This is a genomic window from Haloglomus irregulare, assembly GCF_007421925.1.
Lineage (GTDB): Archaea > Halobacteriota > Halobacteria > Halobacteriales > Haloarculaceae > Haloglomus > Haloglomus irregulare.
The window spans coordinates 105,807-125,430 of the sequence record NZ_QMDX01000001.1 but is presented as its reverse complement, the minus strand read 5'-3'; the positions used below and the strand labels follow the sequence as shown (position 1 = coordinate 125,430).

The 19,624-nt window shown below is 70.4% G+C and carries 27 protein-coding genes and 1 tRNA gene; 13 read left to right on the top strand and 15 right to left on the bottom strand.

The window, feature by feature from the left end:
- Nucleotides 1-142: 142 nt before the first annotated feature.
- The 3 genes from DP107_RS00760 to DP107_RS00750 all read left to right on the top strand — a co-directional run bounded on the left by DP107_RS00760 (nt 143) and on the right by DP107_RS00750 (nt 1,958).
- A complete protein-coding gene (locus DP107_RS00760) occupies nt 143-811 on the top strand; it encodes a J domain-containing protein (protein ID WP_394348507.1) in 669 nt (222 codons plus the stop codon).
- Between the two features lie 25 nt (nt 812-836).
- Nucleotides 837-1,088, top strand: a complete 252-nt coding sequence (locus DP107_RS00755) for a hypothetical protein (protein ID WP_144260221.1) — start codon at nt 837-839, stop codon at nt 1,086-1,088.
- A gap of 93 nt (nt 1,089-1,181) precedes the next feature.
- Nucleotides 1,182-1,958, top strand: coding sequence for a VOC family protein (locus DP107_RS00750; RefSeq protein WP_238330729.1), 777 nt, complete (start codon nt 1,182-1,184; stop codon nt 1,956-1,958).
- A 121-nt stretch (nt 1,959-2,079) separates the two neighbouring features.
- On the opposite strand, the gene DP107_RS00745 is transcribed toward DP107_RS00750, so the two are convergent.
- The gene (locus DP107_RS00745) at nt 2,080-2,403 is read right to left on the bottom strand and encodes an FUN14 domain-containing protein (protein WP_144260220.1); all 324 of its coding nucleotides are present in this window, start codon (nt 2,401-2,403) and stop codon (nt 2,080-2,082) included.
- Nucleotides 2,404-2,506: 103 nt separating this feature from the next.
- Between DP107_RS00745 and hflX the strand changes: the two genes are divergently transcribed.
- Both hflX and DP107_RS00735 read left to right on the top strand, forming a co-directional pair.
- On the top strand, nt 2,507-3,811 hold the full coding sequence (gene hflX / locus DP107_RS00740; RefSeq protein ID WP_144260219.1) for a GTPase HflX: 1,305 nt from the start codon (nt 2,507-2,509) through the stop codon (nt 3,809-3,811).
- A 117-nt stretch (nt 3,812-3,928) separates the two neighbouring features.
- The gene (locus DP107_RS00735; protein ID WP_144260218.1) at nt 3,929-4,423 is read left to right on the top strand and encodes a twin-arginine translocation signal domain-containing protein; all 495 of its coding nucleotides are present in this window, start codon (nt 3,929-3,931) and stop codon (nt 4,421-4,423) included.
- A gap of 43 nt (nt 4,424-4,466) precedes the next feature.
- Here DP107_RS00735 and moaC read toward each other — a convergent pair whose 3' ends face one another.
- The 4 genes from moaC to DP107_RS00715 form a co-directional block, all read right to left on the bottom strand.
- Nucleotides 4,467-4,985 (bottom strand): cyclic pyranopterin monophosphate synthase MoaC, encoded by a 519-nt coding sequence (moaC, locus tag DP107_RS00730; RefSeq protein ID WP_144260217.1) that lies wholly within the window; start codon nt 4,983-4,985, stop codon nt 4,467-4,469.
- Nucleotides 4,982-6,433 (bottom strand): NAD(P)H-hydrate dehydratase, encoded by a 1,452-nt coding sequence (locus tag DP107_RS00725; protein WP_144260216.1) that lies wholly within the window; start codon nt 6,431-6,433, stop codon nt 4,982-4,984. Before DP107_RS00725 ends, moaC begins: the two co-directional genes overlap by 4 nt.
- 687 nt (nt 6,434-7,120) lie before the next feature.
- Nucleotides 7,121-7,205, bottom strand: a tRNA-Ser gene (locus tag DP107_RS00720).
- A 52-nt stretch (nt 7,206-7,257) separates the two neighbouring features.
- Nucleotides 7,258-8,019, bottom strand: coding sequence for a hypothetical protein (locus DP107_RS00715; RefSeq protein ID WP_144260215.1), 762 nt, complete (start codon nt 8,017-8,019; stop codon nt 7,258-7,260).
- Nucleotides 8,020-8,078: 59 nt separating this feature from the next.
- Between DP107_RS00715 and DP107_RS00710 the strand changes: the two genes are divergently transcribed.
- On the top strand, nt 8,079-8,294 hold the full coding sequence (locus tag DP107_RS00710) for a hypothetical protein (RefSeq protein WP_144260214.1): 216 nt from the start codon (nt 8,079-8,081) through the stop codon (nt 8,292-8,294).
- A 428-nt stretch (nt 8,295-8,722) separates the two neighbouring features.
- On the opposite strand, the gene DP107_RS00705 is transcribed toward DP107_RS00710, so the two are convergent.
- The 3 genes from DP107_RS00705 to DP107_RS00695 all read right to left on the bottom strand — a co-directional run bounded on the left by DP107_RS00705 (nt 8,723) and on the right by DP107_RS00695 (nt 10,570).
- Nucleotides 8,723-9,808: a ferritin family protein gene (locus tag DP107_RS00705; RefSeq protein ID WP_202877305.1), complete on the bottom strand. Its 1,086-nt coding sequence runs from the start codon at nt 9,806-9,808 to the stop codon at nt 8,723-8,725.
- Nucleotides 9,809-9,890: 82 nt separating this feature from the next.
- Nucleotides 9,891-10,355: an RNA-binding protein gene (locus DP107_RS00700; RefSeq protein ID WP_144260213.1), complete on the bottom strand. Its 465-nt coding sequence runs from the start codon at nt 10,353-10,355 to the stop codon at nt 9,891-9,893.
- Nucleotides 10,356-10,363: 8 nt separating this feature from the next.
- Nucleotides 10,364-10,570 (bottom strand): DUF1918 domain-containing protein, encoded by a 207-nt coding sequence (locus DP107_RS00695; protein ID WP_144260212.1) that lies wholly within the window; start codon nt 10,568-10,570, stop codon nt 10,364-10,366.
- 293 nt (nt 10,571-10,863) lie between these two features.
- Here DP107_RS00695 and DP107_RS00690 point away from each other — a divergent pair, with 293 nt between their 5' ends.
- Nucleotides 10,864-11,427 carry an NUDIX hydrolase gene (locus DP107_RS00690; protein ID WP_144260211.1) on the top strand — a complete coding sequence of 188 codons (564 nt, stop codon included), beginning with the start codon at nt 10,864-10,866 and terminating at the stop codon, nt 11,425-11,427.
- Between the two features lie 77 nt (nt 11,428-11,504).
- Here the strand turns inward: DP107_RS00690 and DP107_RS19700 are convergent, their stop codons facing one another.
- From DP107_RS19700 to DP107_RS00680, 3 genes are all read right to left on the bottom strand, one after another.
- Nucleotides 11,505-11,651: a hypothetical protein gene (locus DP107_RS19700; RefSeq protein ID WP_185977113.1), complete on the bottom strand. Its 147-nt coding sequence runs from the start codon at nt 11,649-11,651 to the stop codon at nt 11,505-11,507.
- 57 nt (nt 11,652-11,708) lie between these two features.
- Nucleotides 11,709-12,551 (bottom strand): hypothetical protein, encoded by an 843-nt coding sequence (locus tag DP107_RS00685; RefSeq protein ID WP_144260210.1) that lies wholly within the window; start codon nt 12,549-12,551, stop codon nt 11,709-11,711.
- Nucleotides 12,552-12,772: 221 nt separating this feature from the next.
- Complete coding sequence (locus DP107_RS00680) at nt 12,773-13,795, bottom strand: sensor histidine kinase (RefSeq protein WP_144260209.1); 1,023 nt, start codon at nt 13,793-13,795, stop codon at nt 12,773-12,775.
- Nucleotides 13,796-13,975: 180 nt separating this feature from the next.
- Here DP107_RS00680 and DP107_RS00675 point away from each other — a divergent pair, with 180 nt between their 5' ends.
- On the top strand, nt 13,976-14,452 hold the full coding sequence (locus tag DP107_RS00675; RefSeq protein ID WP_144260208.1) for a DUF5796 family protein: 477 nt from the start codon (nt 13,976-13,978) through the stop codon (nt 14,450-14,452).
- Complete coding sequence (locus tag DP107_RS00670) at nt 14,452-14,694, top strand: DUF7508 domain-containing protein (protein WP_144260207.1); 243 nt, start codon at nt 14,452-14,454, stop codon at nt 14,692-14,694. The genes DP107_RS00675 and DP107_RS00670 overlap by 1 nt, the downstream gene beginning before the upstream one ends.
- A 302-nt stretch (nt 14,695-14,996) precedes the next feature.
- Here DP107_RS00670 and DP107_RS00665 read toward each other — a convergent pair whose 3' ends face one another.
- Together DP107_RS00665 and DP107_RS00660 are read right to left on the bottom strand one after the other, a co-directional pair.
- A complete protein-coding gene (locus DP107_RS00665; protein ID WP_144260206.1) occupies nt 14,997-15,269 on the bottom strand; it encodes a DUF7111 family protein in 273 nt (90 codons plus the stop codon).
- A gap of 51 nt (nt 15,270-15,320) precedes the next feature.
- Nucleotides 15,321-16,463, bottom strand: coding sequence for an acyl-CoA dehydrogenase (locus DP107_RS00660; RefSeq protein WP_144260205.1), 1,143 nt, complete (start codon nt 16,461-16,463; stop codon nt 15,321-15,323).
- Nucleotides 16,464-16,567: 104 nt separating this feature from the next.
- On the opposite strand from DP107_RS00660, the gene DP107_RS00655 reads away from it, so the two are divergent.
- From DP107_RS00655 to DP107_RS19695, 4 genes are all read left to right on the top strand, one after another.
- Nucleotides 16,568-16,858, top strand: coding sequence for a ribonuclease P protein component 4 (locus DP107_RS00655; protein WP_144260204.1), 291 nt, complete (start codon nt 16,568-16,570; stop codon nt 16,856-16,858).
- 73 nt (nt 16,859-16,931) lie between these two features.
- Nucleotides 16,932-17,174: a YhbY family RNA-binding protein gene (locus DP107_RS00650; protein WP_144260203.1), complete on the top strand. Its 243-nt coding sequence runs from the start codon at nt 16,932-16,934 to the stop codon at nt 17,172-17,174.
- Entirely contained in the window at nt 17,174-18,121 is a 948-nt protein-coding gene (locus tag DP107_RS00645; RefSeq protein ID WP_144260202.1) for a mechanosensitive ion channel family protein, read from the top strand. Before DP107_RS00650 ends, DP107_RS00645 begins: the two co-directional genes overlap by 1 nt.
- 421 nt (nt 18,122-18,542) lie before the next feature.
- The gene (locus tag DP107_RS19695; protein WP_185977112.1) at nt 18,543-18,719 is read left to right on the top strand and encodes a hypothetical protein; all 177 of its coding nucleotides are present in this window, start codon (nt 18,543-18,545) and stop codon (nt 18,717-18,719) included.
- Here the strand turns inward: DP107_RS19695 and DP107_RS00640 are convergent, their stop codons facing one another.
- Nucleotides 18,720-19,109: a cupin domain-containing protein gene (locus DP107_RS00640; RefSeq protein WP_144260201.1), complete on the bottom strand. Its 390-nt coding sequence runs from the start codon at nt 19,107-19,109 to the stop codon at nt 18,720-18,722.
- A gap of 48 nt (nt 19,110-19,157) precedes the next feature.
- Nucleotides 19,158-19,616, bottom strand: a complete 459-nt coding sequence (locus DP107_RS00635) for a methyltransferase family protein (RefSeq protein ID WP_185977111.1) — start codon at nt 19,614-19,616, stop codon at nt 19,158-19,160.
- Nucleotides 19,617-19,624 lie beyond the last annotated feature (8 nt).

The window sequence follows — 19,624 nt, the reverse complement described above, 5'->3', positions numbered from 1 at the left end:
TCCGCCCCGTAAACGGTTCTGACAGAACCGTCCAATCGTTCGGTTGTGGCCCGATTCCGGCCGCCGGAACGGGACCGTCGCGTGCCGGCCACGCCGGCCGCTTCCCGAGGGATTCATACCCCTGCTACACCTACCGACCCTCGTGTTGGACGAGGTGCTCGGGTTCGGGGTTCCGCGATGGGTCGTCCTGGGCCTCGCCATCGGGTTCGCCGCCAGCTGTCTCGCCGCGTCCCTGTTCTACGTCGGGGCCCGCTGGTTCCCGGGCAACGGCGGGTCCGGCCCCGAGACGCGCCGGAGCGGCACCGACGACGACCGTCGGGCCGGTGAGATCCGCGAGTACCTCGACGCAATCGACGAACCGTTTGCCGAGGACCACCCGATCGAGGGCGGCTCGGTCGAGTTCTACCTCCCGGACCGCGACGTGGCCATCACCTTCGACCCGCGGACGTTCTACCGCCTCGAACGCTCGGCCACGCACTCCGTGCTCGTCGAGCACGAGCTGCCGGGCGTCCATCTCGGCTCGCGACTCCCCTTCGAGACCCCGGCGGTCGACTTCGGGCCGGACGAGGACGAGGATGAGGATGTGGCCCCGGACGACACCGCGTTCGCCGTGCTCGGCCTCCCGCGGACTGCCAGCGAGGCCGAGGTCCGACGGGCCTACCGGAAGAAGGTGAAGGAGGCCCACCCGGACCACGGCGGCGACGAGGAGGAGTTCAAACGCGTCCGCGAGGCCTACGCGACGGCACGGGCCGCGGCCGCCGGCGAGGCGACCCGCGGGGACCCGACCCCCGCCGGGGAGGCCACGCCGTGACCCGGTCGCCCGTGGAGGTGCTCGGGTGAACCGCGTCCCCATCACCGACGAGATACTGGCGCAACTGCCGCGCGCGCTGGATCACGACGAGGTCGACCATCCCCTGAACCGCGGTGCCGTCCAGTACGTCGCCTGGGAACTCGAGCTGGAGGCGCTCGCCGAGTTCGTCGGCGAGGCCGACGCGTCCACCTACTACGAGGCGCTCCGGCAGGTCGGCGTCGAGCCCCGCCCGGGCGGCGAGAACGAGGGCGGCCTCGACCCCGAACTGGACGGCTGAGCGGGTCGTTCCTCGGGTCACCGTAGACGATGTCTGCGGCCGCTCGGGGGGCCGTCATCACCTTTTTCGCTCGGCCGCGAGTAGTCCGGCCCGATGCTTGACTCCGATACCTCGTTCGACGCGACGCTCGACCACACCATGATGCGGGTCGAGGACCTGGAGGCATCGGTCGACTGGTACACGAGCCATCTCGACTACGTCGAGGAGGGGCGCATGGAGGCCGACACGTTCACCAACGTCTTCCTCGCCCCCGAGGACCGCCACGAGGCCGGCGCCGTCCTGGAGCTGACGTACAACCACGACGGCCGGAGCTACGACATGGGTGACGCCTGGGGCCACATCGCCGTCCGCGTCGACGACGTCCACGAGGCCTACGCGGAACTCATGGACGGGGGCGTCGCGGACTACCGCGACCCCGAGTCCTGTGGCGGGGAGTACGCCTTCGTCACCGACCCCGACGGCCACGAGATCGAGATCGTCGAGCGCGACCACGGGGCGCGCTGGTCGCTGGACCACACGATGCTCCGTGTCGAGGACGCCGAGGCCGCCATCGGCTGGTACGCCCGGAAGCTCGACTACGAGCTGCACCGGCGGGTCGAGCTCGACAGCTTCGCGCTCTACTTCATGGCCCCCCGCGACGCCCCCGAGGAGGCGATGAGCGTCGAACTCACCTACAACTACGACGGCAGCACCTACGACATGGGGGACGCCTGGGGTCACCTCGCCGTCCGCACGGAGGACCTCAACGACGCCTGGGAGGCGCTCATGCTGCGTAACGCCGCCGACTACCGCGACCCCGAATCCTGCAACCAGCGCTACGCCTTCACCAGGACCAACGACGGCCACGAGGTCGAGGTCGTCCGACGGTAGCGCCAGGGCGCCGGGGACTCACCGGGTCGCTGTTCGCAGGCTATCGGGCACTCTCGGCCCGAACGTCCCCGATATTACGAGTGATACAGCGATTCCCGGGAAACTGACTGTGACCGAGGCATCACGCCTTCTTGAACCCGAGCAGGAAGCCGCCCGCGAACCCGCCGCTGACCGAGAGCGTCGAGAGGAGGGTCATGATCCAGGACGGCGGGGTCTGCGAGGCGGCCGCCTCGCCGGCGGTGAGGAAGCTCGCGCCGACCCTGTCCCAGTTGACGACGAGTATCTGCCGTGACTCGAGGAACTTGAACAGCGCCAGTTCGAGGCCGACGATGATGGCGACGAGCTTGGCGACCTTCTTGGCAGTGAAGCCGATGATGCCGCCGATGAGGGCGCCCGTCCCAATGTTGATGCCGACGGTCTGGGCCAGCGACTGGAAATCGACCATTGTCGAGGGATGGGCCAGGGTGGTGTAAGGCTCTTGTGGCGACCCGTCGGGCGGGACCGACCGGCGATGAGGTTTTCACCCAGGGGAGGCAAGGGAGCGGTGAGTGACAGAGGAACACCAGGGGACGGCAGTCGTCGCGAAACGGGTTGACGCCGGCGAGGCCGACCTCGTCGAGTTCCGCGACCTCGCCCGAGCCGCGGGCTACGAGGTGGTCGCGGAGGTGACCCAGACCCGGAAGGAGGACCCCGCCCTCTGTCTGGGTGAGGGGAAGGCCGACGAGCTGGCGGCGGTCGTCGCCGAGGCGGGCGCGGGCGCGGTCCTGTTCGACAACCGGCTCGGCCCGTACCAGACGTTCAATCTCGGCAACAGGCTGCCCGAGGGGGTCGCGCTGGTCGACCGGTTCCGACTCATCCTGGAGATCTTCGGCCAACGGGCCGCGACAAAGAAGGCCCAGCTCCAGGTCGAGCTCGCGGAGCTGCGCTACGAGCTCCCCCGGGCCGAGGCGAAGGCGTCGCTGGCGAAACGCGACGAGCGCCCCGGGTTCATGGGGCTCGGCGAGTACGACGAGTCCCGCGAGCAGGACATCAAGCGCCAGATCGCCGAGATCAGCGACGAGCTGGAGGCCATCGAGACGACCGAGGCCCACCGGCGCGAGCAGCGCCGCGAGTCCGGCTTCGACCTCGTCGCGCTGGCGGGCTACACCAACGCCGGCAAATCGACGCTCCTCCGGCGGCTGGCCGACGAGCTCGACATCGAGGAGAACGCCGAGCTCCACCCGGATCTGGACGCGACGGCCGAGTCCGAGGACCGGCTGTTCACCACGCTCGGCACCACGACCCGCCGCGCGGACATGGGCAGGCGCGACGTGCTCGTGACCGATACGGTCGGGTTCGTCTCGGACCTGCCCCACTGGCTCGTCGAGTCGTTCAAATCGACGCTGTCGGAGGTGTACCGGGCCGACCTCGTCCTGCTCGTAGTCGACGTCTCCGACCCGGTCGAGGGGATCCGCGAGAAGCTGGTGACGTGTCACGACACCCTGTACGAGCGCAACGAGGCGCCTATCGTGACCGTCCTCAACAAGACCGATAAGGTGGCCGCCGACGAACTCCGGCGCAAGCGGGATGCGCTCTCGGCGCTCGCGCCCAACCCCATCGCCGTCAGCGCGCTGGACGGCGACGGTATCGCCGAACTGCGCGACCGCGTCGACGACGAACTGCCGCCGCTCGAGCGCGAGCGGCTCGTCCTCCCGATGTGCGACGAGGCGATGAGCCTCGTCTCCTGGGTCCACGACAACGCCCACGTCAACGACGTGGACTACGGCGAGCAGGTCGTCGTCGACTTCGAGGCCCGGCCGAGCGTGATCAGCCGGGCGCGGTCGAAGGCCTCGGAGATGGCGGTCGAGGCCTGAGCCACGGCGGAGAACAGGTTGGCCCGGAGGCCAGCGCCGTGTTCTGCCGGCCGGGAGGCCCCGTTTCCCACGTGAGGCGACACAAGACACATTCTCCATGCCGCCGTGCCACCGGTGATGCCCTCCCGACGCGACCTGTTGCGAGCCGGCGGCGCGGCCGGGCTGGCGGCGCTGGCCGGCTGTTCGCGGCTCCCGCTGGTCCCTGGGCCGCAGCTCTCACTGATGCTCCGCAACGAAATCGAGCAGGAGGCAGAGGTCAGTGTCGAACTGCTGCGACCTGACGGGAACGAGTACAGCGAGGCGGTCGTCTACGAGGAGTCGATCTCCGTCCCGGGGCCGGCGGACGTGACCGGCGCCCCCGGTCGAAAAACGACCACGGACATCGCGCCGGCACGGAGCTACCTCGTCCGGGTCCGGTTCGGGGACAGCTACGGAATGCCCGCGGCGGAATACCGCTACTACCCCGACTGCGCGCGGAAACTCCGACCCGCCGACGAGCGACCGGAGGAGTTCGAGCCGCGCCTGTTCATCGAACTCGTCGCAGACGAGGATGGAGCGGGGACGGCGATTATCAACCAGACACAGTGCAGCGGCGACTCGATCTGGTACTGAGTTCGAGTCCACCACCAGGCGGGGCGGTACCGGCGACTGCGTCCTACTCCAGCGGCCGCTTCGTCTTCTCGACAACCCGCACGTCGTCGATACGCGTCGCCGGATACTCGCCGTCGTCGTCCTTCTCGACGGCCTTCACCATGTCCCAGACGACGTTCAGCCCCGTCGTGACCCCTTCCAGGGCCTCCATCTCGCAGCCCGTCTTGCCGGTCGTCTCGACGGCCACCTCCAGGTCGACCCGCCCGTCGCCCACGTCGAACGTCGTCTCGACGTTGGTGATGGGGATGTGGTGGCACATCGGGACCGTCTCCCAGGTGTGCTTGACCGCCTGGACGGCGCCGACGCGGGCAGTCGCGAGCACGTCGCCCTTGCCGACCTCGTCGGCGCGAACGGCGTCGACGGTAGCGGCCCGGAGGTGGATGGTCCCCCGCGCGACCGCCCGGCGCGCCGTGTCGGGCTTGTCGCCGACGTCCACCATCTGGACGTCACCCTCGTCGACGTGGGTCAACCCTTCCGGGTCCCCGTCGTTTCCGCCGTCGCCCCCCGGGTTCTCGTCGCTCATGCTGCCCCCCCGGCCGCGTCCGGTCGACGGAGCGCCTGCGGCAGCGCGTCCACGAGGTCAGTCGCGACCAGGCCGTGGCCCCGCTCCGCGACGACGATGTCGCCCGCGCGACCGTTGGCGAAGGCGGCGACGCAGGCGGCCGCGTGCGGGTCCAGAACGGCGGCCAGGGCCCCGCAGGCGCCCGCCAGCACGTCGCCGGTCCCGCCGACGGTCATCCCGGCGTTCCCGGTCCGGTTGCGCCGCGTCCGCTCGCCGTCGGTGATGACGTCCTGTGCGCCCTTCACCAGCAGCGTGTGCCCCAGTTCGGCTGCGAACGCCTCGGCCAGGTCGGCCCGCTCCGCGGGGTCCGCGGCCGTCTCCCCGCCCATCGCCCGGAGTTCGCCCTGGTGTGGCGTGCACAGCAACGTGGCGTCGGTCTCCACCTCCGGGACGACCTGCAGCGCGTCGGCGTCCACCACGACGGTGCCGCCCAGCCCCGAGAGGAGCTGCCCGGCCGCGTCCAGGGTCGCGGTCGCGTCGCCCAGCCCCGGCCCGAGGACGACGGTGTCGTGCCCAGTCGCCAGTGCCGCGACCGTGGCGACGTTCCCCGGGGCGAACCGCTCGCCCTCGAACGGCCGCACGATGAGGTTCTCGCTGTACCCCTGCAGCGCCCGGGCGACGGGGTGGGGACAGGCGACCCGCACGAGGTCCGCCCCCGCCCGGAGCGCCGACCGTGCGGCCAGCGCCGGCGCGCCGGTGTAGGGCCCGCCGCCGACCACGAGCACCTCGCCGTGGTCGCCCTTGTGGCCCCGTGGGTCCCGACCCGGCCGGAGCAGGTCGCCCGGCCCGACGAACCGCTCGGCCGCCGCGGGGATGCCGATGGGTTCGACCCGCACCTCGGCGTCGACGGCCCGGAGCCCGGGCTTCGTGTCGTGGAACGTCACGACGTGGTCGGCGTCGACGGCGTTCGATGCCCTCACGCCGCCGTCCGGGTCCACGCCCGAGGGCACGTCCACCGAGAGCACGGTCGCGTCGGCGTCAATCATCGCCGCGGCGGCGGTCGCCTCGGGCTCGCGCAGGTCGCCCGCGACCCCCGTCCCGAGCATCGCGTCGACCACGAGGTCCGGGTCGCCGAGGGCAAGCGCGCTCGAATCGGTCACCTCGTGGGCGTCGTACTCGGCCTCTATCAGTGCCTCCCAGTTCTCCCGGGCGATGTCCGTCCCGATGGCCGACGCCCGCCCGAGCAGGTGGACCGACGCCTCGTACTCGTCGAGGAACCGCGCCGCCACCAGCCCGTCGCCGCCGTTGTTCCCCCGTCCGGCGACGATGGCCACCGCGGCACCCGGGTCGACCAGGTCCCGGACCGCCCGGGCGACGGCGTTGCCCGACGACTCCATCAACTGCTTGCGCGGCACGCCGAGCGCCTCGGCGTTCGCGTCGAGGACCGCGACCTCCCGTGCAGTGAGCATACGTGCTGGTTCGGCGGGGACCGGGTTAAATCCGACCGAGGAACGCGGCGCTCGGATGGCCGCTCAGTGTGCAGCCGACACCGACGGCGGCAGCGTCCCCGGAACCCCTCCTGCTCCTACGACCACAGCGACGACAGCGACGATGGGAACGCCCCCGAAGCCCTCGCCCTTCGAGCCCGCCAGGAGCCGGGAAGCGGAGACGCGCTGTGGCTCTGTCCCTCCCCGGCCTCTCGCGGCCATGCCCCAGGCACGGGGGACGGGGTCCCCCGGCACGCGCGGGCCTCGCACTCGCGGCGCTCCGCGCCGCCCGGAACGGCGGCGAAACCGCCCCGCACTGCTCGGCCACGCGCTCCCGGCCCGAGAGGGGCTGGTCGGTCGGTTCCGGGAGCAGGAAGCGCACGAGCGCGGGGAGACGCAGGGACGCCCTGCCCGGCCGGAACCGCCACCGGGTGGGACTGAAACGGGCCGGCCGGTCGACCCGGTGAGGTAGAGCACGCACCGCAGCGGGGGGAGCGAAGCGACCGGAGCGAGCCGCCACCGGCCGGGGGCCTCCGATAGGTTCCTGCCGTCACTGGTGGTAGCCTCGGTATGCAGAGAAGCGACGTATCGGCGGCATATCTGCTGAATACGTCGATATATAGTGGAAAACTGGACTTCTGTGGATAAGTAGTGGAATGTTCGGGGAAGCGGTGGGGATGGGATTTGAACCCATGAGGCGCGAGGCGCCAGTTGCTCTCAAGGCAACCACCTTAGGCCACTCGGTCACCCCACCTCGCCCGGACGTAGCGGGCCGGGTCGCTAAGACCTATCGGTGTCGGGGCGGGTCACTCGCCGGCCAGTGCCAGCCCGCCCGCGCCGTCGGCGACGACGGTCAGGGCGCTGTCGTCGAGCCAGTCGGCGACGTGGGTCGGGACCGGTCGCCCGGCGGTCCGGCGGGTCCCGACGCCCAGCAGTATCTCCGCGAGGTCGGCCGGCGTCTCCAGCAGCGGGAGCGTCCCGAGGTAGTCGACGTCGTGGCCGGCATCGCCGGCGCGGTCGGTCAGCGTCCGGAGCGCGGGCGGCGTGTAGGCGTCGGTGAAGTCGATCGGTTCGGTGAAGCCGGCGAAGTAGACGCGGCCGCGGGTCCCGGGCCCGAGCACGACCGGCGCGCGCCGGAGCTTCATCGCGGCCTCGTCGACCTCCTGCCGGGCGCAGAAGACGGCGGCCGGCTCGGTGACGGCGGCGGAGGCGACGCCCTCCTGGTCGAGCAGATGGGTGACGGTGTTGCCGGCGCGCCCGGCGAACGTCTCGCCGACCTGGACCTCGAAGCGGGCCTCGTCGGGTTCGTCGAGCGTCGGTTCGAGGGCCTCGCGCACCTCGCGCTCGGCGTCGGCACCGTCGGGGACGTGCGCGTCGGGGATGGCGTCGTCCGGACGGTAGTTGACGAGGAGGTCGCCACCGCTGGCCTCGGCGGCCCCGCAGACGTCGCGAAGCGCGGCGGTGTAGAGTTCGGCCGCCGCCGCGGGCGAGAGCGGGGCGTTCGCGACGAGGTCGGGGAAGACGAGTCCGGGGCGTGGCGGGTCGGCCAGGACACAGACGACGGTCATACCCCTCCGAGGCGGCGACGAGTCTTGAGCTTTATACTCCGGCGGCGCCAGCGGTCGGTATGGACTACACCCGACTCCTAAGCGCCGTCTGCGGGCTGGCCGTCGCGCTGGTCGCCCTGGGCGCCGTCGTCTCGCTCGTCACCGGCCCGCTCGCGGGGAGCCGGGCGGCCGCCGCCGTCGTCACCATGGCGCTGGTCGTCGGCAGCGTCGTCGGCATGGTCGTCGTGGGGACCCGCGGCAGCGCGGAGTGGCTGGAGAGCGGCGGCTACTGGTAACCGATGAGGTGCTCTGTGGAACGGGGTAGAGCGCGGGTCCGCCGTATCCGTGCGGTTGCGACGTGTTCTCAGCAACGAGCGCTCCTATCCACCGATGCCGGGGTTCGAGCGACACGGAGGTATATCTCGGCATGGTCGCCGATGGCCGGCCGGTAACTGGCCCTGGTTCCGTGAGGTGGACGGGCCGAGGGACGGGAGCCCTGTGCCGAACTGCGCGGAGGTGGATGACGGATACGCCTCGACCCCTCCCTCTGGCGGTACTCCTGCTGCCGGCCGGCTGCAACGGGTTCATGGGTGTCACGCCGTCGATCCGCGTTCCGAGGACTGCGGCTGACGGGAGTACGGACTCCAGCTCCTCGTCGACGGAGGGGTCCGTTCGACCTCCAGGTCCGGCGTCCGGGCGTCCAGGACCGTCGAGCGGCGCCACGCTACTGCTGCAGGGCCCGTCGCCCGGCGAGCCCAACGTCCGCGGTGGGAACGTCACCTGCTACGAGGCCGTCGCGCGGTCCCCGCGACCGACTCAGTCGGCACCGACCTCCTCGGCGCCCTTGATCTGGACCAGCTCCTCGACGGGGGGGCAACTCGGCGTCCCGGGAGGTGATGATCTCGATGCGCCGGGAGAGCTTCTCACTTGCGTACTCGACCAGCGGCGTGGAGTCGAAGTCCGTATCGTACTGACCGTCGTCGACGATGCCGGCGATGTGGGGGAGCAGCTCCTGCAGCGTCTCCCGGATGATCACCTCATCGACGTCGCCGGCCTCGATGTGCTCCTGGACCTTCCGCATCCCGAAGCCGACGTGGCGGCCCTCGTCGCTCCGGATGCGGGTGATACCCTCGATGAGCCCGTCGAGTTCCGTCCGGGTCCCGTCCTCGAACTGGTCGAACTCCGGCCCAGTGTCGGAGTACTGGGCCTGGTAGCCGTAGTAGGCCGTCTGTGCCAGCACCGACTCGACGGCCAGATGGTAGTGGCAGTAGGCGACCACGCGATTGTGGACGGTGTTCTCGCCGTCCTCGAGTAGCCGGTGCATCGCGGCCTCGGTCCTGTCGAACAGCTGGACGTAGGCGTCGTTGAAGAACTCCTCGTCGGTCGGGGGGAGCCGCTCGATGCCCCGCGCCTCCGCGACGGGGTCGATGACCTCGCGCCAGTAGCGGTCGAAGAAGACCGCGTGCTTTGCCTCCTCGTAGATCTGGCTGGAGACGAACATCCCGTCGTCGATGTCGTCGAGCGCGATGGCCAGCGGGGCGAGGTCCTCGGTGACGGCCTCCTCGCCGGCGCCGAACTTGGCGATGGAGGCCCGGAAGCCGCGGAACTCCTCGTCGGTCCAGTCCGAGTCGATGAGCCGCTCGCGGTCCTGCGCCAGTAGCTCCGCCGGGATGGCCTCGTAGGGGTCCCAGTGCCGGTAGACCGCGTTCCGGAAGTACCCCCCCCGAGAACGAGTCCGGGTCCAGTCGCAGCGACCGGTCGCCGTCCGCGTAGCGTGACATACTGTCGCATCCACGGTGGCGAGTATCAAGATGTCGCCGTGTAATCGCGCGTCGTTAAACCGCAGGCGTCCATCGCCGGCTCCTCCGCCCTCGTATGGGCCCGCCGTCCGGTCAGTCCTCGCGCTCGACGAGGCCGGCGAACGCCTCACGGGCGTTCTCGACGGCGGTCTCGCGCTCGGCCGGATAGGCCTCGACCTTGGCACGGAGGGTGATCCCCTCGCCCACCTCGGTGCGGCCCTGGAAGGCGGCCTGCTTGTCGAGCGAGAGGAACAGTGAGCAGTCCTCGTCCACGCGGTCGTCCAGCTCGTCGAGGACACGTTCGAACTCGTCGGCCGCGGCCAGCGTCCGCAGGGCGTGGCTGATCTCGCCGGTCCGCTCCAGCCGCGTCGACAGCACGATGATGCGGTCGCCGTTGAACCCCTCCGTCTCGGACCAGCGGAGTTCCACCGGATCCCGCGGGTCGTCCTCGCCACGGTCGGGGAGGAACCGGCGGAGTGCCGACTCGACGCGCTTTGTGTCCTCCGTAGCGTAGCAGAACGTCCGGAGCTCGACGTAGTGGAAGGGGACCGACGCCATCCCGCGAGTTACTCGTCCTCGTCGGTCGCGGCGTCCTCGGGGGCGGCCTCGATGGCGTCCTCGGAGATGCCGGCCTCCTGGCCGTCCTCGAACTGGATGATGTAGGTGGCGTCGCCGAACATCGTCTCGGAGACCTGCGTCACCTCGCCCACCTGGCCGTCGAACTCGCTGTGTTCGTCGTGCAGCACGACCGTGTCGCCCTTCTCGAAGCTCATGCGTTCGCGTTCCCCACGACACCGCAAAAGCACGTTGGTTCGACAGCCGAGTGGGCCATCGCCCGTGACGGGACGCGGTCCCTGTCGGCGGGCCGGGACGTCCGACCGGCGCCGGACGATGCTCTGACACGGACGGTCGAACGCTTTTTGCGATGGCCACGTGTAGCCGGCGTTATGCATCCCTCCGTCCGCCCCGGCGCCAGACCCACCCACACCGGACCGTCAGCGAACCGCCCAGAGGGACCGTTAGCAGGGGTTCCAGCCCCGGTGCCGGCACTCCGGCGGATGGACTGATGTCGCTCGACGACCTGTGGTACCTGGCCGACGAGGCCGACCAGCAGGCCGAGCAGGCCTACCACCGGCTCCGGGAGCGCCACGACGGCTTCCTCGAGCGACGCCACGAGAAGCACGTCTCGCGGGGACGGTTCCGCACCCTCGCCAGCCGCATCCGTGAGCGGGGCACGCCCTACGGCGCCCACACCATCGTCCATCGCCCCGGCGGCGACCTGCTGCTCGTCCGGCACGAGGGCGTCGACATGTGGGTGCTCCCCGGCGGCGAGGTCGACCCCGGCGAGTCGTTCCGGGAGGCGGCACGTCGCGAACTCGCCGAGGAGGCGGGCGTCGAAGCCACGTACGAAGGGCTCGGCGTCCTCGGCCGCGTCGAGGTCCGGACCGGCGGCTACGACACCTGGGGTGTCCTTCCGGTGTACGCCGCCCGGGCCGATCCCGAAGGACCGACGCCCCGGCCCCGGGACCCGGACGGGGAGATCAGCGAGGCGCGCTGGTTCACCGAGCTCCCGGCGGACACCCGCGACCGCGACATCCTCCGGGAGTGGCGTCGACGTCGGGGCGTCTGAGCCCGGCGCGGGACATCAGCCCACTGTCGGGGCTGATGGCCACGCGGATGTCTCCCCGACCCACGGCATCGCTCCCATCACCCGCCGCGGTGCCGTCCCCCCGCCGGGGACGCGAGCGTCCGGTTGCTCTGGTCGTCCTCGATGGTGGCCGTCACGGTGTAGTCGCCGGCTCCGCCGAGCACGCCCATCGCGGCCAGCAGCGTCCGCCGTGTGGACGGCGACACGGCCGAGGTGGCGCAGTCGACCGGCGAGCGCGTTCCGGCGCGGTCGGTCGCGACGCGTCAGTCCCGGCTCCCGTGGTCGACGCCGGAGCGCGACTCGGCATCGAGCCGGCGGAGCGCCGCCCGGGCCTGCGAGGCGTCGTAGCCGAACAGCACGCGGTCGCTGTACTCGCCGGCCACCGTCGCCGCCTTCAGCAGGTTGTCCAGGTCGACGTTGACGGCGTACAGTTCGACGGTGAAGGGCAGACCCAACTCCTCGCAGCGGTCGGCCCACGCCGACGCCAGGATCTCCAGCCAGTAGGTCGTCGAGTAGGCCATGTCGTAGATCGGGACGACGAACTCATCGACGTACTCCGCGAGCGCCTCCAGATCGAGGCCGGAGCGCTCGTAGAGGTGGCCCGGGTACGGGTCGGGGTAGACGGTCAGGTAGAGGTCGCCCGGGACGTGCTCGCGGACGGTGGCGACGAACTCCGTGATGATCGCCGCGCGCCACGCCCCGCGGTCCTCGAAGCCGCTCTCGGCGAACGCCGCGTCGCACCGGTCGCAGTGGCAGTACTCGCCCCGCGGCCAGCCCACGTCGTCCAGGCGCACGTCCCCGTTGACCGCCACGCAGTCCTCCACGATGTCGAGCAGGCCGCGCTTGTAGTCGGCCAGCGACGGGTCGATGTAGTCCCAGTCGAAGTACTCCCGCTCGCGGGTCGCCCTCCGGCCCTCGTCGTCCTCCGGGACGAGGTCGGGGTTGCCCGTGGCGGCCGCGTTGTCCGCGAAGCAGGACACCATGTTGATGGCGTTCGGTTCGGGGTCCGATGGCTTCCCGGCGACGGACTTCACCTCGTAGAAGCAGCTATCGAACTCCGGCCACTCCAGCTCGTCGGGATTCCGTGTGACGACCCCGTGCTCCATACCGGTCGATAGCGGGGCCCGACGGTAAGTGGTGTCGTTCGCCGGCGCGGGCGCCGCGCCCGGGCGGGACTACCGGCGGACGAGGTAGAGACCGACGATGGCGAGCAGGACGACGACCGCGAGGGCCTTCTTGGACATGTCAGAGAAAGCGTCGACCGGGAACATAATAACCTTTCGGGGGCGGGGGACGGGTTCCGCGTCACGGTACCCGCCGCGTCCGGTCAGGCGCCGGTCTCGAACTCGAACCGAGCGCCACCGCCGTCGCTCTCGGTCAGGTCGACCGTCCAGCCGTGGGCCTCCGCGACCGTGCGGACGATATCGAGTCCCAGCCCCGTCCCCTCCCGGTTGGTGGTGTGGCCGGCCTCGAACACCGTCTCCCGCCTCTCGTCCGGGATACCGCACCCGTTGTCCGCGACGTAGAACCCCGTCCGGCCGGACAGCGACCCGACCGTCACCCGGAGGTCCGCCCCGTCGTTGTGCTCGATGGAGTTCCGGAGCAGGTTCTCTAGGAGCGCTCGCAGCCGACCCTCGTCGGCCTCGACGGTCAGCCCGTCGGCCTCGACGACCAGCGTCGCCGCGTCGCTCCCCGAGATCGACCAGGCCCGCCTGGCCACGGCACCGAGGTCCACGGGCTCGGTCTCGCCCAGCGCACGCCCGGTCCGGGTCAGCAGCAGGACGTCCTCGACGAGCTCGTTCATCCGGTCCAGGACGTCGTCGAGGTCCTCGACGTACTCCTGGGCCCCGGCGTCCGACTCCGTCTCCAGCAGCGAGAGCGTCGCCTTCGCGGTGTTGATGGGGTCCCGAAGGTCGTGGCTGACGACCGAGGCGAACTGCTCCAGCTGCTCGTTCTGCCGCTCCAGCTGCTCCTCGCGCTCGATGCGGTCGGAGATGTCGCGCATGATGCCCGAGAACACCGGTTCGCCGTCGTACTCGTGCTCCTCGAAGACGATGGAGAGCGGGACCTCGTGGCCGTCGGCGTGCTCCGCCGGGAGCTCGATATCGTCCCAGTCGAGGGTCCGTTCGCCCTCCGAGAGGTACCGGTCGATGGCGATCATATGTGCCTCCTGGAACCGCTCGGGCATCACCGTCGTCAACGACTCGCCCTCCAACTCGTCCGGGTCGTAGCCGAGGACGCGTTCGACGCCGTCGCTGGCGAAGAGAATCTCGCTGTTGGCGTCGATACTGATGATGGCGTCGCGGCTCCGGGCCGCGAGTTCACGGAAGAAGGTGTCTTCCATCGTCATGCCGCTCCCCGCCAGGGCGTCGTACCGGGCGCGGCTCCGACACCGCGACCAGGACGGCCGACGTCCTGCTCGATACCCGGACGCCCGTGCATGTGAGAACAACCGTCGTATGCGTCTTAACGATTTTGTCCACCCGTCAGCCCCGCGGCCCTTTTAAGCCAGAGCGCTGTACCGATGCGTATGAGTAGTGCCAACCGGACCGACGTCCCGCCCGAGACGGTGGGCGTCTCGCTCGAACCCGAGGGCGTCGAGGTGACCTACACCGACGGTCGGTCGGTGTTCTACCACGGCGTCCCCAAGCGCGCGGAGGGTCGTGTCGTCTCCGCCCCCGGCAAGGAGGTCCACCTCCTCGTCACGGACCCCACAGAGACGGAGGGGGTGATGCTGTACGTCAACGACCGGAAGACCGACGACGAGATCCTCGAATCGGCCGGCGTCGGCCGCGTCATCCTCGGCCGGAACGAGTCCGAGTCGGTCTTCCCCGGCGTCGAGGCGACGAACACGGGCTACCGCGTCGAGGTGACCGCCGACCCGGCGGAGGCCCGTGGGCGCGTCTTCGTCTTCGTCGAGGACGAGGTCTCCGAGCAAGCGTACGAGATCGTCGCCCCGTCCGAGGGCGACGGTGAGGGGACCGAGGCCCCCGAGCAGGTGGAGTGATGCCCTTACGGAAGGCCTGGGAACCGCTGGAGCGCGCCACGGTCGGTAGGATCCCCGACCGCTACGGGGTCTACGAACTCGGCGACGCCGACGGGACCGTCCTCGCCGTCGAGCACGGCCCCCTCCGCGACGAGGTCAAGGAGGCGCTGGCCTACCGGGACGCCGCGCAGGTCCGCTGGACGGCCTGCCAGAACCGCCAGCAGGCGACCGCCCTCGCCGAGGAGCATCGCGACCGGCGCTGACCGACCGCGACCTCTTGGAACAGCGCCTTTCGAGACGAGGGGCATGGGCACGTGTCATATACCGCCCACAGCAGCTAGGAAGCCGATATTGGCCGAGTAAGCGGCCACTGTACGGACGGGTCCGTCCGCGCGAGTGGAGCGAGCGTGCCGGAGTTTCGCCCCGGCTGGGTGCCCGGGTGCCGGCTCTCCGACCGGCTTCTGTGGCGAGCCGTCTGGTGTTCCGCCCCCGAGCGAACCGCTGGTCGGTTCCCACGGGCGGCACGACGCCCCGCGAGGACCCCCGACTCATCAGAACAGCTCGTTCACATCCCCATGTCGGCCGCTCCCTCGGGCACCGGCAGGTCGTGCGGCGAGACGCCGAGCAGCTCGGCGGCGTGGTCAAGCGCCATATCGAAGCCGTAGTAGCGCTCGAGTTCGTCGCCGCCGGGGCCGTTGCGGACCTTCAGCATGGCGTAGCCGTCGGCGTTCTGGGCCACCGTGGCCCGCCGGCCGTCGCGCTCGTAGGTGAGCCGCCGCTCCTCGTCTGTCTCCTCGTAGGTGGCCGTCACGTCACCGTCGGTACCGGTCGCGGTCATGGATACCGGTATGGGCTGGCAACGGACCAACCTACCGGTCGAGGGACCGCATCAGTCCAGGAGGTCCTGCCCGATGGTGTTGCGCAGCACCTCGCTGGTGCCCTCGTAGATCTCGTTGAGCTTGGCGTCGCGGTAGAACCGCTCGGCGGGGAAGTCCTTGGTGTACCCGTAGCCGCCGTGGATCTGGATGCCCTCGTTGGCGACCTCGCGGGAGACCTCAGAGGCGTAGAGCTTGGCCTGGGCGGCCTCCTTGCGGAAGCGCTCGCCGCGCATCTTCCTGTCCGCGGCGTCGTGCATCAGCAGGCGCGCGGCGCGGGTCTTCGTGTCCATGTCGGCAATCTTGTGCTGGATGGCCTGGAAGTCGCCGATGGGCTGGTCGAACTGCTCGCGGTCGCCGGCGTAGTCGGTAGCGGCATCGAGCGCGGCCTGGGCGATGCCGACCGAGCGCGCGGCGATGGTGATGCGCCCGCCGTTCAGGGTCTTCAACGCCTGGACGAAGCCATCACCCTCCTCGCCGAGCAGGCGGTCCTCGGGGACGTAGCAGTCGTCGAACCGGAGTTCGGCGGTCGGGCAGCCCTTGTCGCCGAGCTTGTCCTCCGTGCCCTCGACGATGAAGCCGTCGTCCTCCTCGGGGCGGACGATGAACGAGGACATGCCCTCGCGGCCCGCGCCGGCGTCGGTCTTGGCGATGACGGTGACCGTGTCCGCGACGGAGCCGTTCGAGATCCACAGTTTGCCGCCGTTGATGTAGTAGCCGTCACCGTTGCGCTCGGCCGTGGTGTCCATGGCGGGCACGTCGCTGCCGGCGCCGGCCTCGGAGAGCGCGAACGCGCCGATGTCGTCCCCGAGCGCGATCGGTTCGAGGTACTGCCGCTTCTGGGCCTCGTCACCGAACTGGTACACCATGTTGCCCGCGAGCGAGACGTGCGCGGCCATGATGGTGCCCAGGCCGCCCGATCCGCGCGAGATCTCCTCGAGCGCGATCGGATAGGCGTGGTAGTCCAGACCGGCGCCGCCGTACTCCTCCGGGAACGGGGCACCCATCAGCCCGAGGTCGCCCATCTCGTCGACGAGGTCCTGGGGGAACTCGTCCTCGTGGTCGATTTCCGCGGCGCGCGGGACGACCTCCTCGTCCACGAACTCCGCGACCATCTCCTTGATCTGCTTCTGTTCCGCCGTCAGCGAGAGGTCCATACATCGAGGTAGGAGGGCGCTTACTTCAGGGTTGCGAGGGTCCACCCGTCCCGCGTGCCGCCGGGACCCGCAACGCACAACCCGGGGGCGGTCGCAGACGTGGCGTGGACGCGAGCGACCGAACCATCGCGACCGAGCGGATCCGGCGGCTACAGGAACTGGCGCGCGAGGCGGTCCGCGCCGACCGGCCGGACCGCGCCCGGCGGTACGTCCGACTGGCCCGCCGGGTCGCCGAGCGCCACCGACTCACGCTCCCGCACCGGTTCCGTCGCTTCACCTGCGACCGCTGCGACGCCTATCTGGTCCCCGGACGGAACGCGCGCGTCCGGACCCGCGAGGGCCACGTCGTCGTGACCTGCGACTGCGGTGAGCACGCCCGCTACCCCTACGATTGACCGATTTCCGATCGTCGCTCGGGGACGGCAACGTGTATAGCTTTTAACACAGACGACCACGAAGCCGGGCTACATGACGGACGACATCAAACGGCGGGCCCACGACCTCGACGTGACGGTCTGGGTCGGCAAGGCCGGGTTGGACCCGGTCGTCGAGGAGCTGCGCGACCAGCTCGCGGAGCGCGACCTGGTGAAGGTGAAGTTCCTGCGGGCCGCCCGTGGTGGAACCACGACCGAGGCACTCGCCGAGGAACTGGCCGAGCGCGCGGGCGCGGAACTGTTCCGGACACGCGGCCACACCGGGGTGTTCCGGTGATGGGACTCCCGCTCGCCCCCGTACAGACCGCGGTGGATGGCACCGGCTTCGTCTCCCAGTCCCTCGAGAGCGTCGGCGTCCCGGCCGCGCTGGCCGCCCCTATCGCGCAGGCGATCGTCTTCGTCGTCGTCTTCATCGCGATCTATCTGCTTGGCCGGGTCCTCATCACCCCGATCTTCGGCCGCGTGCTGGACCGGCGCGACCTGGACGACCACGCCAAGCGACCGCTCAAACGCGTCGTCGGCATCGTCATCGGTTTCGTCGCCGTCACGGCAGCCTTCGGCCTCGCCGGCTTCGGGAACTTCCTCCAGTCGCTGGCCACCATCGCTGCGGCCGCCACGCTGGCCATCGGGTTCGCGATGCAGGACGTCCTCAAGAACTTTGTCGCGGGCATCTTCATCTACACGGACAGGCCGTTCCGCATCGGCGACTGGATCGAGTGGGACGACAACTCCGGCATCGTGGAGGACATCTCGCTGCGCGTCTCCCGGGTCCGCACCTTCGACAACGAGCTGCTGACCGTCCCGAACTCCCAGCTCACCGACGGCGTCATCAAGAACCCTGTCGCCAAGGACAAGCTCCGGATGAAGTTCGTCTTCGGCATCGGCTACGACGACGATATCGAGGCGGCCACCGACATCATCATGGAGGAGGCCGAAGCCAACGACGATATCCTCGAGGACCCCGCGCCCTCCGTACGGCTGACCGAGCTCGCTGACTCCTACGTCGGCCTCCAGTGCCGGTTCTGGATCCGGAACCCCTCGCGCGCCGACTTCGTCCGCACCCGTGGCGAGTACGTCACGACCGTCAAGCAGCGGTTCGACGACGCTGGCATCAATATCCCGTACCCCCAGCGGGACCTCTCGGGCGGCCTCGACCTCACCGGCCCCGCCGCGGAGGCGCTGGCCGCGGCCAACGCCGACCCCGAGGCGAACGCCGACGACTGAGCGCTCTCACGGCTCGGTGGCCCTCGCGCCGGCTTCGCCGCCCACAGAAAGCCCCGTATTCCGACGCCGAGGCGACCCGGAGATCCGCTGACCATCGACCAGCTCCGAACTGCAAGCGACTGCGGGAGCCAGCTGACCGGCTCCGCCGGCCGGTCATCAACCCGCGGGCCTCGCCCGCGACCCCGCCGGCGTTCGGACGTTCAGCCGGAGCCAAGCCCCGGCGCGGCCCTCGCTCGCTGCGCTCACCCGAGACAGGGGCAACCACGGCCCCTCTGCCCGCCCGTACGGGTGTGCTCCTCCCGGATACCGTCGAGATACGCGATGTAACAGGGGAGAACGGGCAGCATCCGGACCGTTGGCGCGGTCGTATCGGAACACGCACACCACAGGAGCCAAACCCGGGTCGTGCTTCGGCTGTCGTATGACCGAGGACGACGACGAGGACCTTCGTGCCGCGGTCGAGTCGTTCGTCGACGACGTGGACCTGGCGCTGTCCGAGTACGAGCAGGGGTATGCCGACGCCGACGCCACGCTGTCGGTGGTGCAGTCGCACCTGGTCGAACTCCGGGAGGCGGTGGAGGAGCCAGACGAGGGCTGATCACCCACCGGAACCGCCCGTGTCGGGGTCGTAGGGGCGCGCAATGTCGAACGCCGGGGCACCGGTTCCCACGACCCGGACCGGCCCGTCGGCGGCGGCCGGGTTGTGAGCGCGGTGGGGGCTCTCGGGCTCGGCGACGAACACCTCGCCCGGGTCGACGGTGTACTCGCCGTCCGGCGTCTCGACGACGAGCGTGCCATGGGCGACGTAGAAGCCCTCCTCGCGCTGCTCGTGGTAGTGGTAGGTCGTCGGGAGTTGCTCGCCCGGTTCCATGGTGTAGACGGCGAGCGCGAGTTGCGCCAGTTCGGTGGCCTCGGTGACCGACCGCCGGTCACAGGGGTGGTCGGGTGACGCCGGGAGGTCGTCCGGGTCGATGTGGTGGTAGCCCATGCGGACCCCTCGGCGGCGCGAGGGCGAAAGCGTGGCGCCCCCGGCGGCTCAGAGCCAGCGCGGGACCCGCTCGCAGTAGTCGGCGTACGCCTCCCCCAGCGCCGCCCGGAGGTGTGGCTCCTCGCGGCGGACCACCACGACGTGGTAGACGGCCCAGAGGGCCAGGCCGTAGCCCGCGAGGAGGACCGAGCCGGACAGCAGCGCCTCGCCGAGCGCGGCGGCGACGGTCCCGAGGTAGATGGGGTTGCGGCTGTACCGCAGCGGCCCGTCGGTGACGAGCGTCCCCGGCTCGCGGGTGTGCGAGGGTGGCTCCTCGGCCACCGCGAACGTGTGGACGGCCCACCCGGCGAACGCGAGGCCGGCGACGACGACCGGTATCCCGAGATAGCGGCCCGGCCCGGGGTCGACCCCGACGGGCGACGGGAACCCGACCGCGAGCGCCGGCCCCACGGCGAGCACGACGACGGCCGGCGCGAGGCCGAAAGGGTACGCCCTGTGGTCGGTCATGGTCGGGG

Excerpts from the sequence above, each read along its gene's own strand:
- DP107_RS00750 (WP_238330729.1), top strand. The coding sequence starts at position 1,182 with ATGCTTGACTCCGATACCTCGTTCGACGCGACGCTCGACCACACCATG.
- DP107_RS00745 (WP_144260220.1), bottom strand. The coding sequence starts at position 2,403 with ATGGTCGATTTCCAGTCGCTGGCCCAGACCGTCGGCATCAACATTGGG.
- DP107_RS00735 (WP_144260218.1), top strand. The coding sequence starts at position 3,929 with ATGCCCTCCCGACGCGACCTGTTGCGAGCCGGCGGCGCGGCCGGGCTG.
- moaC (WP_144260217.1), bottom strand. The coding sequence starts at position 4,985 with ATGAGCGACGAGAACCCGGGGGGCGACGGCGGAAACGACGGGGACCCG.
- DP107_RS00725 (WP_144260216.1), bottom strand. The coding sequence starts at position 6,433 with ATGCTCACTGCACGGGAGGTCGCGGTCCTCGACGCGAACGCCGAGGCG.
- DP107_RS00715 (WP_144260215.1), bottom strand. The coding sequence starts at position 8,019 with ATGACCGTCGTCTGTGTCCTGGCCGACCCGCCACGCCCCGGACTCGTC.
- DP107_RS00710 (WP_144260214.1), top strand. The coding sequence starts at position 8,079 with ATGGACTACACCCGACTCCTAAGCGCCGTCTGCGGGCTGGCCGTCGCG.
- DP107_RS00700 (WP_144260213.1), bottom strand. The coding sequence starts at position 10,355 with ATGGCGTCGGTCCCCTTCCACTACGTCGAGCTCCGGACGTTCTGCTAC.
- DP107_RS00695 (WP_144260212.1), bottom strand. The coding sequence starts at position 10,570 with ATGAGCTTCGAGAAGGGCGACACGGTCGTGCTGCACGACGAACACAGC.
- DP107_RS00690 (WP_144260211.1), top strand. The coding sequence starts at position 10,864 with ATGTCGCTCGACGACCTGTGGTACCTGGCCGACGAGGCCGACCAGCAG.
- DP107_RS00685 (WP_144260210.1), bottom strand. The coding sequence starts at position 12,551 with ATGGAGCACGGGGTCGTCACACGGAATCCCGACGAGCTGGAGTGGCCG.
- DP107_RS00680 (WP_144260209.1), bottom strand. The coding sequence starts at position 13,795 with ATGACGATGGAAGACACCTTCTTCCGTGAACTCGCGGCCCGGAGCCGC.
- DP107_RS00675 (WP_144260208.1), top strand. The coding sequence starts at position 13,976 with ATGAGTAGTGCCAACCGGACCGACGTCCCGCCCGAGACGGTGGGCGTC.
- DP107_RS00670 (WP_144260207.1), top strand. The coding sequence starts at position 14,452 with ATGCCCTTACGGAAGGCCTGGGAACCGCTGGAGCGCGCCACGGTCGGT.
- DP107_RS00665 (WP_144260206.1), bottom strand. The coding sequence starts at position 15,269 with ATGACCGCGACCGGTACCGACGGTGACGTGACGGCCACCTACGAGGAG.
- DP107_RS00660 (WP_144260205.1), bottom strand. The coding sequence starts at position 16,463 with ATGGACCTCTCGCTGACGGCGGAACAGAAGCAGATCAAGGAGATGGTC.
- DP107_RS00650 (WP_144260203.1), top strand. The coding sequence starts at position 16,932 with ATGACGGACGACATCAAACGGCGGGCCCACGACCTCGACGTGACGGTC.
- DP107_RS00645 (WP_144260202.1), top strand. The coding sequence starts at position 17,174 with ATGGGACTCCCGCTCGCCCCCGTACAGACCGCGGTGGATGGCACCGGC.
- DP107_RS19695 (WP_185977112.1), top strand. The coding sequence starts at position 18,543 with ATGACCGAGGACGACGACGAGGACCTTCGTGCCGCGGTCGAGTCGTTC.
- DP107_RS00640 (WP_144260201.1), bottom strand. The coding sequence starts at position 19,109 with ATGGGCTACCACCACATCGACCCGGACGACCTCCCGGCGTCACCCGAC.
- DP107_RS00635 (WP_185977111.1), bottom strand. The coding sequence starts at position 19,616 with ATGACCGACCACAGGGCGTACCCTTTCGGCCTCGCGCCGGCCGTCGTC.